The organism is Vibrio sp. 11-4(1) (assembly GCF_013048625.1).
Lineage (GTDB): Bacteria > Pseudomonadota > Gammaproteobacteria > Enterobacterales > Vibrionaceae > Vibrio > Vibrio diabolicus.
In genome coordinates, this window is record NZ_VHSY01000009.1 from 57,611 (window position 1) to 76,933 (window position 19,323).

The 19,323-nt window shown below is 46.8% G+C and carries 1 protein-coding gene; it reads right to left on the bottom strand.

Annotated elements, in window-relative coordinates; all coding sequences use genetic code 11:
* Positions 1 to 81: 81 nt before the first annotated feature.
* Positions 82 to 19,176, bottom strand: coding sequence for a tandem-95 repeat protein (locus tag FKN16_RS18600; protein WP_212756538.1), 19,095 nt, complete (start codon positions 19,174 to 19,176; stop codon positions 82 to 84).
* Between the last annotated feature and the right edge of the window lie 147 nt (positions 19,177 to 19,323).

Consider the following 19,323-nt stretch of genomic DNA (forward strand, 5'->3'; position numbering starts at 1 on the left):
CAATGAACGGAGTTTAAAAGTAAAAGGTCTAGCAAAATGCTAGACCTTTTTTGATGTTCAATTTTACCTGTGGCTAGGCTGCTACATGTCTTTGTATTGCGCTTCTAAACTTGCAATCAGACTTTGAGTCACATCATCGACACTTGCACCATCAAAATGGATGTCTAATGTCGAGCCACCTTTCGTAATACTCAAGTTCGCTTCCGAGCCGCCATCTGGTGCCACTTCTACGTGATACTCTCCGACATCACCAGTATGATCACCGGACTGAAGATCATTAAGAAGCTCTCCAATTTCATCTTTAGATAAGTCATCAAACAGATCGGAGAAGTCTAAAGTATCCTCATCTTTGTTGAAATCAGTAACCGTATCAACCTCGTTGGTCACTTCACTCCACTTAAAGATGTCATAGCCCTCATCTCCCGTTAAGATATCATTACCCAAACCACCAATCAGAATATCATCACCTTCACCACCAACGAGTATGTCGTTGCCACCCTGACCAAACAGTAAATCGTTGCCAGCACCACCAGATAAGTTATCCGACTTATCACCTTGGTGAGATTGGTTGAATTCTTCTAGGTTATTTTTAACGTATTCATGGATGTCTTCACCATCAATGGTAGAAACATCTTGACCCGTTTGCTGTGCCACATGTGATTGAATCGCACTCAAACCTTGCTCATTACCGCCAAATTCAATTAAATCACCCAGCAAGATATCGTCACCTTCTCCACCCTGAATAGTGTCTGAGCCTTGTTTTAGGGGCACATCTTGACCCAATATCGTTTCAGCAAGCATAGTAACATCGATATCTGACTCTACCACACCATCAGTGTCATACTGCTTAAGTGTCTGTTCATCAACACCACTACCAAGACCTATCGACTCTACTGAAGACAATGCTGCTAATACTTGATACATATGTTGAGCTTGTGTTGAGCTGCCACGTTCATCATCGTAACGGATAGAACCATAATATCTGTCGATATCCCCTAGAGTTCTGCCTGTTAGCGGTGAATATACCTGACCGTAACTATCTATAACGACATCACCTTTGTAGATAACCGTCTGTCCGTATGAATAATTATTGCTACTAACTATATCTTGCAGGGTAACAAGCTTGCCAGAATCATCGACATCCAAAATCACTTTCGAGAATTCATTCTGCGCTAAATGGTAGAGATGCGTTGCTCTATTTGGTTGACCATCAGTAACAAAGTACGTGATATTTTGGCCATTAGGGTTAGGTTGACTGCTAAACCATTCAACAGCTGACTGTAAACCCGCCTCATAGTTTGTGCCGCCGTCACCCTCATCACCTATAGCACTATTCAGTTCTTTTACAAACTCATCTCTTGCTGTTGGAGAACTCAAGTCAACGGAAATAACTGCTGACGCACTTGAAGCAAACTCACTGAGGTGAATATTCACTGTTCCAGGCTTCTCACCCTGATTTGCAGCACTTAACAGTTCATCAAACACATCTAGCACTTCTTGCTTCGCAGTTCCTACCCAGTTACCCATACTCCCCGAAGTATCCAAAACAAAGGCGATGTTGTAGTCCTGACCTGCAATGATCTCCAACCCTTGGACATCGCCAACAATAATATCGTGATCGTCACTGCCCGTTATCTGATCGTTCCCATGTGAACCCGACTCTAGAACATAGTCACGAGCTGTAAGCTCAACAGACTCTGTTGTTGAAGCGGCATCATTATTTGCTTCTTCAACCGACGTCGCGGTAACGCTTAGTGGGAACTCTAGACTACCTTCATAATCAAACGGTACTCTGATATCTAAAGAGACCTTACCGTTAGCATCCAGGGTGACAAGATAATTACCGTTTGCGTCCTGATTAACGGCATGTCCATCGATATACAGCTCTACACCATCCGGCAAACCTTCCACAAAAACAGTTTGCGCCAAGCTTTCACTTCCATCGACATCAACCAAATCAACGTTAATATCAACGGGAATCCAACGCTCTTGAAGCACTTCATAGGTGCCGTCGGGCTTCAATTCAACGACTTTGTCTGCAAAAACAATTCGTTCAATTTCATATAAGTGATCACCACGATCATCACTACCTGTGTGGTCGTTTACCGAATCGATAGAACGATTATCTAGCAAAATCCAATATGGAACTTGACCTCCATGATCGTCTTTGAAGGTCATTTTGTAGTCACTGAAGTTTCCAGTTAAGTAAACCGTATCTTGGCCATCATAATCTGTAATAGTGGACGCATCATCACCATAGAAAGAGTCGTTATTACCACCGCCAATAAATACGTCATCACCGCCGCCACCATAGAAGGTGTCATTGTAATCAGTCCCAACGAATAAGCTATCGGTATCACTTCTGTCGTTGTTGTCTCCTAGCATCACTCCGGCGTATGAGTGATCTTTTTGCACGACATCATCCAAACCAAGATCAGCAGCGACGAGTTCATTCTCTGTAGGCGTTTTATCTATCGCAGAAGTGGCTAAGTTGTGATTAGGATCAACAGCATCTCTTTTTACTAACTCTCCAACATTAATCGTGATCGCAGGGGCATCTGCAACTGCGACAACGTTGATATCAAGCGTATTTGTTGCGCCAGTATTTGTGGTGTAATTAATTAATGGAACATCACCTGACCAGTGCTCGGTAGGTTCAAATACGTAACTACCATCTTGGTTTACTAATAAAGTGCCACTGGTCAAAGATACGTTTTCACCTACCGCATAGTCAGTGCCATTAATAGTAATGTGATCAACCATCAGGGTGTTGTCGTCATCAAAGTCATTACGCAATACGTTACCCTGTAGCGAACTATCTTCGTTGGTCTTCCCAATATCACTTTCCGTTTCCGTCGGTAAGTTCTCATGTACTACAACATTGATCGCTAAGTTAGACTCTGCTGAATCACCATTCGCGCGTTCTGTACTCGTTGCCGTCAAATTGATTGTGAAGTCATCATGGGAGCCAGCTGGTGGAGTCACAGTAAGTGTATCTAATGCCCAACTTGTCACGTCCAGTTCTTCATCAATGGTTGCTACAGTAATAGAACTGTTTCCATCTGAAAGGATCGCACCTACAGGTAAGCCAGTTAGCGTGACTTTAAGTGATTCAGAGCCATCTTTATCATTTAAGCTTGTTTTAATTTCAGAGAGCGGTATCGCTGTATCTTGTAACCCTTCGTTCAGCTGATATGTTTCGTAAAACGCAACACCATTAACTTCTTGTAGTTCAGACGTTCTGATATCAGTTGCTTCTAGTGCACTTTCATCACTAACTACGTAAAGACTGCTGTTGCTCAGATTGACAGGTGCTTGTCCATTAATGGATACATCCACATTAAAGTTACCCGGACCACTTTGGTTATGGTGATAAATTTCAATTGGATAAAAGCCAGATACCGAAGGTGTAAAGCTAGCACCCTTAATATCACCACTGTCGCTACCCCAACGAGCTTGATCAAGTAACGTACCACCCAACTTGATAGCAAGGCTATCATCTGCTTGGCCAACAAAGTCGTAACTCGAACCAGCTTCCAGATAAACAAGAGATGTAACGAGAACGGCCTCATTTGCTAAGGTCGCATTAGTACCTAAATCTTCTACATTTGCCCAACTCAATCGAGTACCATCGGCTTCATCAAGAACGTTGATCGCTGAGATTAGAGTCTCTCCATTGACCCCCATACCATCACTAGAACCAACTTGAACATTACTCCATGTCGTAACGTTAAACTCTTGTTGGGGTAATGAGTTCTCGTGCGTCACTGCGATTAAGTTCGGTTTATCAGCGATAGGGTTTACGTCTATTGTCAGTGTTGACTCTTGACCGGTACTCTGTCCATCTGTTGGTTTAAAGCCAATTTGAGCGTAACTAGACTCCTGGTCTCCGACTTGATTTCCGCCGAAACTGTCACTGCCAGACTCATTTAATTCAGGTACAAAACGAACACTGTTTTCATCAAAGAGCGATTTATCAAGCACTTGATCGATTTGGACAGACTGCCAATCGCCTTGCGAATCTTTATACTCTAATGACCCATCGCTAGGAAGCGTTGTGATTTGGACGGAGAGCTCTGATACGTTAGAGTCCACATCGCTAATACCGAATGATGACCAATCAAGCATCACTTGGGTATCTTCACTCATCTCAACCGCGGAAGGCGAAGATTCAGGTGCATCATTCACATTTACCAGAGAAACATTGACCTCGGCAGTATCAATCCCGCCAGTTCCATCGATAACCTCAACCTGAAGCGTATAATCGCCCAAGTCAACATCATCGATTGTCTTGTTCAATGAAATCTCTCCGCTTGTCGGGTCGATATCAAAAATACCATTAGTGGTCGAGCCATCTGCAAAGCGGTATACAAGCACGTCATTATCGTGATCTTCAGCAACGACCGTACCAATAACGGACCCACTCACCGTGTTTTCGTTAACTGACCCGAAGTCGTAAACATCATCATTTGGTTTGTCACCAGCACTATCGCCGCCAGAAATAAACTCTGGAGCGTGCTGAGCATCTATAATAGAGACTGTTGCTTCATTCGAGTCACTTGCAAGCGTCGAATCTGCACCAACCGTACCAATTAGAGTCACAGTTAGGTTTTCAAGATCTTCGTAAATACCATCATCGAGAGTTTTTATATCAATCGGCGCCGACGTTTTACCCGCTGGAATCGTGACTGTGTACGTACTTGGAGCAATATAATCTTTGTCATCAACATTCCCGCCGATTGTGAATGTTACCAGTACATCTTCATCTGCTTTTTGGTCAATGTTGACGATAAATTTTGCATCACTACCTTCATCAACTGAGGATTGATCTGAGCTAATAGTCACTTTCGGTGCACTTTGGGCATCAACGATCACAACACTTGCGCTGTTATTTGAAGCAATGCTCGCATCAGCGCCATCCACCTCTTTAATGGTTACTGTGAAAGATTCTGCGCCCTCATAAATACCATCGGTGAGCGTCAGTAAGTCAAGAGCAGCTGAAGATTGACCCGCAGGAACTTCAACACTAAGAACGCCAACAAAATCTTTTCCATCTTGGGCCACGCCACTATATTCGACATGAACCGTAACGCTCTCATCTGCAACTTTATCAAGTGTCAGCGTAAAGCCTGCCGTTTCACCTTCATTTACGCTGTTTTGATCGGCACTAATACTAACTAAAGGTGCAAGATCAGAATCCACAATATTTGCGTTACCAGTTGCAATACCATTACTGGTGACACTACCGATTTCCGTAACCGTCAGACCAAAGCTCTCATCACCTTCATGGACATTATCTAGTTTGGTCGGGACTGCGACTTTAATTTCAGCGACACCTGGAGGTATAGTAACGTCTCCATTAGGCGCTATATCTAATGCTTGAGTTTGACCATGAGTATCCACATAGGTCACTACCATAGTGCCTAGATCAACATCTTCCGCAGTATAGCTATCATTTGTTGTTGACTTCAGATTGACGACAACAGCCTCTTGAACAGGGTTAGAGAGTAAAACGGTAAATATTGCGTCATTTCCTTCAATGACATCGCCAGCATCTACTACGCTAAGTTCTGTACTATCATTATCAAAAACTGTTGCCGTCCCCGTTTCACCGCCGATCTCAAGAACGATCGTTTCGCTGCTTTCCACAACCAAATCATCAATAGTCGGAATCGATATTTCGAAGCTACTTATACCTGCAGGAACAATCAAGTAACCACCTAAGAAAACAACACCATTTGTGTAGGTTGCATTTGATAGATTTACGTCATTCTTATCAACTGAAGAACCTTGAGCAAGCATATCAACTTGGTACTTAACAGCAGTACTGGTGACTTCATCTAGAACAACCGAAAACGTGACATTGTCACCCTCAGTCACGCTATCACCGACCACAGACAGACTTGGCCCATTTTCAGCAACATTACCATCTAGCATTTCATTAACGATATTGACTGTAGATGGATCGCTAACGCCACTTTCAGAGTCGACGGCCACATATCCAAAGCTGTCTTCGGCAGGAACACCTTCTACATAACGTAACTCCCAGTTACCTTCATTTTTCGTAGAAAAATCTAACTGAGTAATGACCGAAGCTTCAGGAAGAGCTAGCTCTTTCCCATAACCAACGCTTGTTTCTTGGAATAGCATGAAGTTGCCTTCAGGCTTCAAAAACTCGAACGTTTGAGTCTGTTGGACATTATTTGAATCTAAGTATGTAACCGTAATAAGCGCTGCGTTGTCATCACCGTAATCAAACAATCCACCTAGTCCATCTAGTCCAAGGTTTACGCTGCCCACAGGGTTATTAGACAAATCGATCGTAATTGTTTCACCCTTCTCAATACCCTGCCCATCGTTGTCAGCAATACCATTGCCGATATGTGACACCTGGCGGTTGTATTGAGCAAGCTCATCACTATCAGAAGATATAGTGATGGAGGAACCATTTACTAAATGCTCAGTACGGGAATGTGAAGGACCTCCGTCCTCACTTAGCCCCCAATTGTTGAAGTCTGTTGTAGACTCAGAGCTATTAGGAGTATCTGGGCGATCCTTGATACCTAATAAGAAACCAACATTATCAGCTTCATAGTAAAGACTGTCTTTGTCATAAAGCGTATCGCTTACTTCTTTAATTTCGTGCAACTCACCGTCACTATCTTTAAAGAACAACGTACCTGATGTTGGCAGTTCAGTAATCCGAACATGTAGATCGTTGCTATTTAAGTCATCTTCAATATCCGCTATATGATCCTGAGAGTCGCCATCACCTAAAGGTTTCGTATCGGTATCAAACACAACGTGCGTAAGCTGATCATCGGCCACATGCGTAAAGTCTTCACTGTCAGGTTTGTCGTTTACTGGCGTGACATCAACTTTAACAATGGTGGATTCACTGACGCCCCCAGACGTAACGATGTAGGTGAAGCTGTCTGCCCCGTGATAGTTATCGTTTGGCGTGTAAGTTACGCTGCCGTCAGGGTTGACCGCGACCGTGCCGTTGGCTGGACCGTTATTGGTATCGAGCGACACCACTTTGTCGTTGCCTTCGAACGTGTCGTTACCCAAGACCTTGATGATGGTCGCCGTGTCTTCCACAACCGTCGCGTTGTCTTCCACGATGTCTGCCACAGGCGCTACCGTGAAGTTCACCGTTTGACTAACGCTTTCACCGCTTGGATCGGTAGCAGTAAACGTTAGGATTTCTGAGCCGTTCCAGTCTGCCGTTGGTGAGATGGTCGCGATGCCATTTTCAATCGAAACCAACACGTTGCTGTTACCGGCTACTGAGAAGCTAAGCACGGAGTCGCTGTCTTTAAATGCGTCGTTTAAATCAATCGTGTAGGTCGCGAAATCTTCCGATAACACTTGATCTGTAATGGCATTATCAACTGTTGGCGCATCGTTAACACGATTCACAACCAAGCTATCACTGTCGCTAGCCGTTGGATTAACACCATCCGACACTGACGCGCTGATAGTCAGGTCTTTAAGGTTAAGTTCATCGTTGTTAACTGCATCGACGCCCGCTTGAGTTAGCTTGACTTCATTGCCAACCAACACGAAGTAACCGTTTGAGTTGTTTTCTAGCAACACCGTAAGCTCATCTTCCGGCGTGTCAGTATCGTGAACCGTTAAGGTTGCGACTACCGTATCAGTGCTCACTGCGTCTTCAGTGATGCTTTCTACTGCATCAACCTTGATAGTTGGCGCATCGTTCACTGGATTAACGGTAACGGTCACCTTCGCTTCATCGGTCAATTGACCGTCCGTTACGATATAGGTGATTTCAGCGTCACCATTGAAGTTTTCTGCCGGTGTGAAGACGAGTTTTCCATCCACCACTTCAACCGTACCCTGCTCTTTAGGTACAGAGGCTGATTCAATACTCAGCTTATCGCCATCCACATCATTGTCGTTTGTCAGAACATCGATAGTAACTGCGGTGTCTTCTTGTGTCGTAGCGATGTCATCTTTCGCCACAGGCGCATCGTTCACTGGCGTCACATCGACATTCACCGTGGTGGATTCCGATACCCCGCCTGACGTAACGATGTAGGTGAAACTGTCTGTACCGTGGTAGTTGTCGTTTGGCGTGTAAGTTACGCTGCCGTCAGGGTTAACGGAGACCGTGCCGTTAGCTGGACCGTTATTGGCATCGAGCGACACCACTTTGTCGTCGCCTTCGAACGTGTCGTTGCTTAAGACCTTGATGACTGTCGGCGTGTCTTCCACAACCGTCGCTTTGTCTGCCACGATGTCCGCCACAGGCGCTACCGTGAAGTTCACGGTTTGGCTAACGCTTTCGCCGCTTGGATCGGTAGCCGTAAAGGTTAGGATTTCTGAGCCGTTCCAGTCTACCGTTGGTGAGATGGTCGCGATACCATTTTCAATCGAAACCAACACGTTGCTGTTACCGGCTACTGAGAAGCTAAGCACGGAGTCGCTGTCTTTAAATGCGTCGTTTAAATCAATCGTGTAGGTCGCGAAATCTTCCGATAACACTTGATCTGCAATGGCATTTTCAACAATCGGTGCATCATTAACACGATTCACAATCAAACTGTCACTGTCGCTAACCGTTGGATTAACACCATCCGACACTGACGCGCTGATAGTCAGGTCTTTAAGGTTGAGTTCATCGTTGTTAACCGCGTCAACACCCGCTTGAGTCAGCTTGACTTCATCGCCAACTAACACAAAGTAACCGTTTGAGTTGTTTTCTAAAGAAATGGTCAATTGGTCTTCTGGCGTATCAGAATCAGCGACTTCCAACGTCGCCACTACCGTATCCGTGTTCACTGCATCTTCAGTGATGCTTTCTACGGCATCAACTTTGATAATTGGTGCATCGTTTACTGGATTTACTGTAACGGTCACCTTCGCTTCGTCGGTCAATTCACCATCCGTAACGATGTAGGTGATTTCAGCGTCGCCATTGAAGTTTTCTGCCGGTGTGAACACCAGTTTGCCATCAATAATTTCGACTGTACCTTGAACACTCGGCACTGACGCCGATTGAATAGACAGCTCATGGCCATCCACATCGGTGTCGTTTGGCAGGACATCAATCGTCACTGGCGTGTCTTCGTCAGTAACCGCCGTGTCATCTTTTGCCACAGGCGCATCATTGACCGGTGTCACATCGACGTTCACCGTGGTGGACTCACTTACGCCACCGGAGGTGACGAAGTAGGTGAAGCTGTCTGTACCGTGGTAGTTGTCGTTTGGCGTGTAAGTCACGCTGCCATCAGGGTTGACCGAGACCGTGCCGTTGGCTGGGCCATTGTTGGTATCCAGCGACACCACTTTGTTGTCGCCTTCGAACGTGTCGTTACCTAAGACCTTGATGATGGTCGGCGTGTCTTCCACAACCATCGCGCTGTCTGCCACGATATCTGCCACAGGCGCTACCGTGAAGTTCACCGTTTGGCTGACGCTTTCGCCGCTTGGATCGGTAGCCGTAAAGGTTAACGCTTCTGAGCCATTCCAGTCTGCGGTTGGTGAAACGGTCGCGATGCCATTTTCAATCGACACCAACACGTTGCTGTTGCCAGAAACGCTGAAGCTCAGCTCGCCATCAACGTTATCCACATCGCTGAAAGCAGTATTTAGATCGATGCTGTATGGCGTGAAATCTTCCGCCAAGGTTTGGTCTGCGAGGTTGCTTTCAACCACAGGCGTATCGTTCACCGCATTCACGGTGACGTTAACCGTCGCTTGGTCAGTCAGCGAACCATCGGTCACGGTGTAAGTGATTTCGGCGTCGCCATGGAAGTTCTCAGCCGGTGTGAACACCAACTTGCCGTCAACAATCTCAACTGTACCTTGGTCACTCGACACAGATGCTGATTGGATAGACAGCGTATCGCCATCCACATCAGTATCGTTTGGCAGAACATCAATCGTGACAGCGGTATCTTCTTGTGTTGTCGCAGCGTCATCTTTTGCCACTGGCGCATCGTTGACTGGCGTCACATCGACGTTCACCGTGGTGGACTCACTGACACCACCGGATGTAACGATGTAGGTAAAGCTGTCTGTACCGTGGTAGTTGTCGTTTGGCGTGTAGGTCACGGTGCCATCAGGGTTGACCGAGACCGTGCCGTTAGCTGGGCCTTTATTGGTATCAAGCGACACTACTTTATCGTCGCCGTCAAACGTGTCGTTACCTAAGACGTTAATGACGGTTGGCGTGTCTTCGACTACATCCGTGCTGTCTGCCTCAATGTCAGCTACCGGTGCAACCGTAAAGTTCACCGCTTGGCTGACGATTTCACCACTTGGATCGGTAGCAGTAAACGTTAGGGTTTCTGAACCGTTCCAGTCTGCTGTTGGTGAAATGGTCGCGATGCCGTTTTCAATCGAAACCAACACGTTGCTGTTACCGGACACTGAGAAGTTAAGTGTGGAGTCACTGTCTTTAAATGCGTTGTTTAAATCAATCGTGTAGGTCGCGAAGTCTTCCGATAGAACTTGATCTGAGATGACATTATCAACAGTCGGCGCATCGTTAACACGATTCACAATCAAACTATCACTGTCGTTAGCCGTTGGATTAACACCATCCGATACTGACGCGCTGATAGTCAGGTCTTTTAGGTTAAGTTCATCGTTGTTAACCGCATCGACGCCTGCTTGAGTCAGCTTGACTTCATCGCCAACTAACACAAAGTAACCGTTTGAGTTGTTTTCTAAAGAAACGGTTAATTGGTCTTCTGGCGTATCAGTATCACGAACCGTTAAGGTTGCGACTACCGTATCCGTGTTCACTGCATCTTCAGTGATGCTTTCTACGGCATCAACTTTGATAGTTGGTGCATCGTTTACTGGATTTACTGTAACGGTCACCTTCGCTTCGTCGGTCAATTGACCGTCCGTTACGATATAGGTGATTTCAGCGTCACCATTGAAGTTTTCTGCCGGTGTGAAGACGAGTTTTCCATCCACCACTTCAACCGTACCCTGCTCTTTAGGTACAGAGGCTGATTCAATACTCAGCTTATCGCCATCCACATCAGTATCGTTTGGCAGAACATCAATCGTGACAGCGGTATCTTCTTGTGTTGTTGCCGCGTCATCTTTCGCCACTGGCGCGTCGTTGACCGGCGTCACATTGACTTCAACGGTAGTGAATTCGGATACACCGCCTGATGTCACGACATAAGTGAACGTATCTTTGCCGACGTAGTTGTCATCTGGTGTGTAGGTCACCGTGCCGTTGTTATTCACAATGACGGTGCCATTTTTAGGACCATTATCGGCGTCCAAAGACACCACTTTATCAGTGCCTTCGAACGTGTCGTTACCTAAGACGTTAATGATGGTTGTTGTGTCTTCCACAACCGTCGCTTTATCTGCCACGATGTCCGCCACAGGCGCTACCGTGAAGTTCACCGTTTGGCTGATGCTTTCACCACTTGGGTCTTTAGCTGTGAACGTAATTGTCTCTTTGCCATTCCAATCCGCAGTCGGAGTGATGGTGGCAACGCCATTCACAATAGAAATTAGGATGTTGTTATTGCCAGAGACTGAGAATTCTAGCGAGGAATCGGAATCTTTGAATACTTCATTCAAGTCGATCGTGTATGCATCGAAATCTTCCGATAACACTTGATCTGTAATGGCATTATCAACTGTTGGCGCATCGTTAACACGATTCACAACCAAGCTATCACTGTCGCTAGCCGTTGGATTAACACCATCCGACACTGACGCGCTGATAGTCAGGTCTTTAAGGTTGAGTTCATCGTTGTTAACCGCGTCAACACCCGCTTGAGTTAGCTTGACTTCATTGCCAACCAACTCGAAGTAGCCGTTTGAGTTGTTTTCTAGAGAAATGGTTAATTGGTCTTCTGGCGTATCAGTATCACGAACCGTTAAGGTTGCGACTACCGTATCAGTGCTCACTGCATCTTCAGTGATGCTTTCTACGGCATCAACTTTGATAGTTGGCGCATCGTTTACTGGGTTAACGGTAACTACCACTTTCGCTTCGTCGGTCAATTGACCATCCGTTACGATGTAGGTAATTTCAGCGTCGCCATTGAAGTTTTCTGCAGGAGTGAAAACGAGTTTTCCATCCACCACTTCAACCGTACCCTGCTCTTTAGGTACAGAGGCTGATTCAATACTCAGCTTATCGTCATCCACATCAGTGTCGTTTGGCAGAACATCAATAGTAACTGCGGTGTCTTCTTGTGTCGTAGCGATGTCATCTTTCGCCACTGGCGCGTCGTTGACCGGCGTCACATTGACTTCAACGGTAGTGGATTCAGACACACCGCCTGATGTCACGACATAAGTGAACGTATCTTTGCCGACGTAGTTATCATCTGGTATGTAGGTCACAGTTCCGTCAGGGTTGACCGAGACCGCGCCGTTAGCTGGGCCTTTACTGGTATCAAGCGACACCACTTTATCGTCGCCTTCGAACGTGTCGTTATCTAAGACCTTGATGATGGTCGCCGTGTCTTCCACAACCGTCGCTTTGTCTGCCACGATATCTGCCACAGGCGCAACCGTGAAGTTCACCGTTTGGCTGACGCTTTCACCACTTGGATCAGTGGCAGTAAACGTTAGGATTTCTGAGCCGTTCCAGTCCGCGGTTGGAGTGAACGTAGCAATGCCATTGACGATCGCCACTTGAATGTTGCTGTTGCCAGAAACGCTGAAGCTCAGCTCGCCATCAACGTTATCCACATCGCTGAAGGCCGTATTCAGATCGATCGTGTATGGAGTGAAATCTTCCGCCAAGGTTTGGTCTGCAATGCTACTCTCAACCACAGGCGTGTCGTTCACCGCATTTACTGTAACGGTCACCTTCGCTTCGTCGGTCAATTCACCGTCCGTAACGATGTAGGTGATTTCAGCGTCGCCATTGAAGTTCTCGGCCGGAGTGAAAACAAGTTTGCCATTCACCACTTCAACCGTACCCTGCTCTTTAGGAACAGAGGCTGATTCAATACTCAGCTTGTCGCCATCCACATCAGTATCGTTTGGCAGAACATCAATCGTGACAGCGATATCTTCTTGTGTTGTTGCCGTGTCATCTTTCGCCATTGGCGCATCATTCACTGGCGTCACATCGACGTTCACCGTGGTGGACTCCGATACCCCACCGGACGTAACGATGTAGGTGAAGCTGTCCACACCGTGGTAGTTGTCGTTCGGCGTGTAGGTCACGCTGCCGTCAAGATTGACCGAGACCGTACCGTTAGCTGGGTCGTTATTGGTATCGAGCGACACCACTTTATCGTCGCCTTCGAACGTGTCGTTACCTAAGACCTTGACGATGGTCGGCGTGTCTTCCATAACTGTCGCTTTATCTGCCACGATGTCCGCCACAGGCGCTACCGTGAAGTTCACCGTTTGGCTAACGTTTTCGCCGCTTGGATCGGTGGCAGTAAAGGTTAGGATTTCTGAGCCGTTCCAGTCCGCGGTTGGAGTGATCGTGGCAATGCCATTGACGATCGCCACTTGAATGTTGCTGTTGCCAGAGACGCTGAAGGTCAGATCGCCATCAGCGTTATCTACATCACTGAAGGCGGTATTCAGATCGATGGTGTATGGCATAAAGTCTTCCGCCAAGGTTTGGTCTGCGATACTGCTTTCAACCACAGGCGTGTCGTTCACCGCATTCACGGTGACGTTGACCGTCGCTTGGTCAGTCAGCGAACCATCGGTCACGGTGTAAGTGATTTCAGCGTCGCCATGGAAGTTCTCAGCTGGTGTGAACACCAATTTGCCGTCAGCAATCTCGACTGTGCCTTGTGCTTCAGGTACGGACGCTGATTGGATCGACAACTTATCGCCATCCACGTCGGCGTCGTTTGGCAGAACATCAATCGTCACTGCGGTGTCTTCTTGTGTCGTAGCGGTGTCATCTTTTGCCACTGGCGCGTCGTTGACCGGTGTCACATCGACGTTCACCGTGGTGGACTCACTGACGCCACCGGAGGTGACGATGTAGGTGAAGCTGTCTGTACCGTGGTAGTTGTCGTTTGGCGTGTAGGTCACGGTGCCGTCAGGGTTGACCGAGACCGTGCCGTTAGCTGGACCGTTATTGGTATCGAGCGACACCACTTTGTCGTCGCCTTCGAACGTGTCGTTACCTAAGACGTTGATGATGGTCGCTGTGTCTTCCACAACCGTCGCTTTGTCTGCCACGATGTCCGCCACTGGCGCAACTGTGAAGTTCACCGTTTGGCTGACGCTTTCACCACTTGGATCAGTAGCAGTAAACGTTAGGGTTTCTGAGCCGTTCCAGTCTGCCGTTGGTGAGATGGTCGCGATGCCATTTTCAATCGAAACCAACACGTTGCTGTTACCGGCTACTGAGAAGCTAAGCACGGAGTCGCTGTCTTTAAATGCGTCGTTTAAATCAATCGTGTAGGTCGCGAAATCTTCCGATAACACTTGGTCTGCAATGACATTTTCAACAATCGGTGCATCATTAACACGATTCACAACCAAGCTATCACTGTCGCTAGCCGTTGGATTAACACCATCCGACACTGACGCGCTGATAGTCAGGTCTTTAAGGTCGAGTTCATCGTTGTTAACCGCGTCAACACCCGCTTGAGTTAGCTTGACTTCATTGCCAACCAACACGAAGTAACCGTTTGAGTTGTTTTCTAGCAACACCGTAAGCTCATCTTCCGGCGTGTCAGTATCGCGAACCGTTAAGGTTGCCACTACCGTATCAGTGCTCACTGCGTCTTCAGTGATGCTTTCTACGGCATCAACTTTGATAGTTGGCGCATCGTTTACTGGGTTAACGGTAACTACCACTTTCGCTTCGTCGGTCAATTGATCATCCGTTACGATGTAGGTAATTTCAGCGTCGCCATTGAAGTTTTCTGCCGGAGTGAAGACCAATTTGCCATTAACCACTTCAACCGTGCCCTGCTCTTTCGGCACAGACGCAGAGTCGATGCTTAACACATCGCCATCCACGTCGGTGTCGTTTGGCAGTGCATCAATCGTCACTGCGGTGTCTTCTTGTGTCGTAGCGGTGTCATCTTTTGCCACTGGCGCATCGTTCACTGGCGTCACATTGACTTCAACGGTAGTGGGTTCAGACACACCGCCTGATGTCACGACATAAGTGAACGTATCTTTGCCGACGTAGTTATCATCTGGTATGTAGGTCACGGTGCCGTCAGGATTGACCGAGACTGTACCGTTAGCTGGGCCTTTACTGATATCAAGCGACACTACTTTATCGTCGCCGTCAAACGTGTCGTTACCTAAGACGTTAATAATGGTTGGCGTGTCTTCCACGACCGTCGCGCTGTCTGCCACGATGTCTGCCACAGGCGCAACCGTGAAGTTCACCGTTTGACTGACGCTTTCACCGCTTGGGTCTTTAGCTGTGAACGTAATTGTCTCTTTGCCATTCCAATCCGCAGTCGGAGTGATGGTAGCAACACCATTCACAATAGAAATTTGGATGCTGTTATTGCCAGAAGCTGAGAATTCTAGCGAGGAATCAGTATCTTTGAATACTTCATTCAAGTCGATCGTGTATGCATCGAAATCTTCCGATAACACTTGGTCTGCAATGGCATTTTCAACAGTCGGTGCATCGTTAACACGATTCACAACCAAACTATCACTGTCGCTAGCCGTTGGATTAACACCATCCGATACTGACGCGCTGATAGTCAGATCTTTAAGGTTGAGTTCGTCGTTGTTAACCGCGTCAACACCCGCTTGAGTCAGCTTGACTTCATCGCCAACTAACACAAAGTAACCGTTTGAATTGTTTTCTAAAGAAACGGTTAATTGGTCTTCTGGCGTATCAGAATCAGCGACTTCCAACGTCGCCACTACCGTATCAGTGCTCACTGCGTCTTCAGTGATGCTTTCTACGGCATCAACCTTGATGGTTGGCGCATCGTTCACTGGATTAACGGTAACGGTCACCTTCGCTTCATCGGTCAATTTACCGTCCGTTACGATATAGGTGATTTCAGCGTCACCATTGAAGTTTTCTGCCGGTGTGAACACCAGTTTGCCTTCAACAATCTCGACTTTACCTTGTGCTTCAGGTACGGACGCAGATTGAATCAACAACTTATCGCCATCCACATCAGTATCGTTTGGCAGAACATCGATCGTCACTGGTGTGTCTTCGTCAGTAATCGCCGTGTCATCTTTTGCCACTGGCGCGTCGTTGACCGGCGTCACATTGACTTCAACGGTAGTGGATTCGGACACACCGCCTGATGTCACGACATAAGTGAACGTATCCTTGCCGACGTAGTTATCATCTGGTATGTAGGTCACGGTGCCATCAGGGTTGACCGAGACCGTGCCGTTGGCTGGGCCTTTATTGGTATCAAGCGACACTACTTTATCGTCGCCGTCAAACGTGTCGTTACCTAAGACGTTAATGACGGTTGGCGTGTCTTCGACTACATCCGTGCTGTCAGCCTCGATGTCGACTACTGGTGCAACCGTAAAGTTCACCGCTTGGCTGACGCTTTCACCACTTGGATCGGTAGCAGTAAACGTTAGGGTTTCTGAACCGTTCCAGTCTGCAGTTGGTGAAATGGTCGCGATGCCGTTTTCAATCGAAACCAACACGTTGCTGTTACTGGACACTGAGAAGTTAAGTGTGGAGTCACTGTCTTTAAATGCGCTGTTTAAATCAATCGTGTAGGTCGCGAAGTCTTCCGATAGCACTTGATCTGAGATGACATTATCAACAGTCGGCGCATCGTTAACACGATTCACAATCAAACTGTCACTGTCGCTAACCGTTGGATTAACACCATCCGACACTGACGCGCTGATAGTCAGGTCTTTAAGGTTGAGTTCGTCGTTGTTAACCGCGTCAACACCCACTTGAGTCAGCTTGACTTCATCGCCAACTAACACAAAGTAACCGTTTGAGTTGTTTTCTAAAGAAATGGTCAATTGGTCTTCTGGCGTATCAGAATCAGCGACTTCCAACGTCGCCACTACCGTATCAGTGTTCACTGCATCTTCAGTGATGCTTTCTACGGCATCAACTTTGATAGTTGGTGCATCGTTTACTGGATTTACTGTAACGGTCACCTTCGCTTCGTCGGTCAATTCACCGTCCGTAACGATGTAGGTGATTTCAGCGTCACCATTGAAGTTTTCTGCCGGAGTGAAGACGAGTTTTCCATCCACCACTTCAACCGTGCCCTGCTCTTTAGGTATAGAGGCTGATTCAATACTCAGCTTCTCGCCATCAATATCGGTGTCGTTTGGCAGGACATCAATCGTCACTGGCGTGTCTTCGTCAGTAATCGCCGTGTCATCTTTTGCCACTGGTGCATCATTCACTGGCGTCACATCAACGCTCACCGTGGTGGATTCCGATACCCCGCCTGACGTGACAATGTAGGTGAAGCTGTCTGTACCGTGGTAGTTGTCGTTTGGCGTGTAAGTTACGCTGCCATCAGGATTGACCGAGACCGTGCCGTTAGCTGGACCGTTATTGGTATCAAGCGACACCACTTTGTCGTCGCCTTCGAACGTGTCGTTATCTAAGACCTTGATGATGGTCGCCGTGTCTTCCACAACCGTCGCTTTGTCTGCCACGATGTCCGCCACAGGCGCAACCGTGAAGTTCACCGTTTGGCTAACGCTTTCACCGCTTGGATCAGTGGCAGTAAACGTTAGGATTTCTGAGCCGTTCCAGTCCGCGGTTGGAGTGAACGTAGCAATGCCATTGACGATCGCCACTTGAATGTTGCTGTTGCCAGAAACGCTGAAGGTCAGATCGCTATCAACGTTATCCACATCGCTGAAGGCCGTATTCAGATCGATCGTGTATGGCGTGAAATCTTCCGCCAAGGTTTGGTCTGCAATGCTACTCTCAACCACAGGCGTATCGTTCACAGCATTCACCGTAACTTTGACCGTCGCTTCGTCAGTCAGCGCACCATCGGTGACGGTGTAAGTGATCTCAGCGTCGCCATTGAAGTTCTCAGTTGGCGTAAATACAAGCTTGCCGTCAATAATCTCGACTTGACCTTGGTCACTCGGCACAGACGCCGATTCAATGCTTAACGTATCACCATCGATGTCAGTGTCGTTTGGCAACACATCAATCGTTACTGAGGTATCTTCCTTTGTAATTGTTGCGTCATTAAGGGCAATAGGCGCATCGTTAACTGAGTTTACTATTACCGAGACTTGAGCTTCATCCTCTAGCTCACCATCTGAGATAGTGTAGCTAATAGTTGCATTACCATTGAAGTTTTCAGCCGGAGTGAAAACAAGCTTACCATCGACAATCTCAACGATACCTTGCTCTTCTGATACAGAAGCAGAAGTAATGGATAAATCGTCACCTTCAATGTCACTGTCGTTAGCGAGCACATCAATTACAACCTGGGAATCTTCGTCAGTTTGAATCGCATCGTTAGTCGCTATTGGCGCGTCATTAACAGGCTTAATATCTAAATTAGCGGTGCCATTAATAACACCCCCATCGTCATCAATGATGTCATAGGAGAATGACACCTCAGTATCATCATCAGCTTCTGAGATATAAGTCCAAGATCCATCGTTGTTATCAATTAAAGTGCCATTCCCACTCTCAATAGTGACGTTTGTAACGATAAGAGTATCAGCATCGTCAATATCGACATTCGATAGTAATTCTTCGGTAGTTATCGTGATGGGATCGCTATCTTCTTCGATAGCGCTTAATGTCACTGGAGAATTAGTAAGCGGTTTATTTGAGCCATCTCCACTGGTTTCTATATTTGTTGCGAAAAAGTCATTTAAGGTCAACGCTTGTGTTTCAGATAAGCCGAGGGATTCCAAGCCAATAGTTTCAAAATTTGTTGAGGCCAGTACTTCAGTGCCATCCCGTGCAATCGTGGCACTATTTTGTAAACTTGAACCACTGTTTTCACCCGCAGCTGGCGCGAGTTCTTCATCAACTATAGAAGGGTCTTGACCTTGCTCAATAGCACCAATAATTCGTGCCACATCATCAGAAATATCTTTTGAGCCTTGCTCTTCAGTTAGTTGAATGTTCAAATTTAGAGGTGCAGCATCTGTCGTTGCCACTACCACTTCACCTGGTAGGGGCTGTTGTCCTTCTGTTAGGACTCTCAGCTCCCCATCTAAACCTATTACGACGACTTGATTACCGAGTGACACTAACGCTGTACGATCCATATAAATCTTAACCCTAAATAACTGTCAAGTTTTTGACTAACAATACTAATTTGCTATATATTGCCTGATTATATAGTGCAATAACAGCAATTTGATGCTCAATTAAGTAATTATGTGTCATACATCAATAGGAATCTATGCGCATAT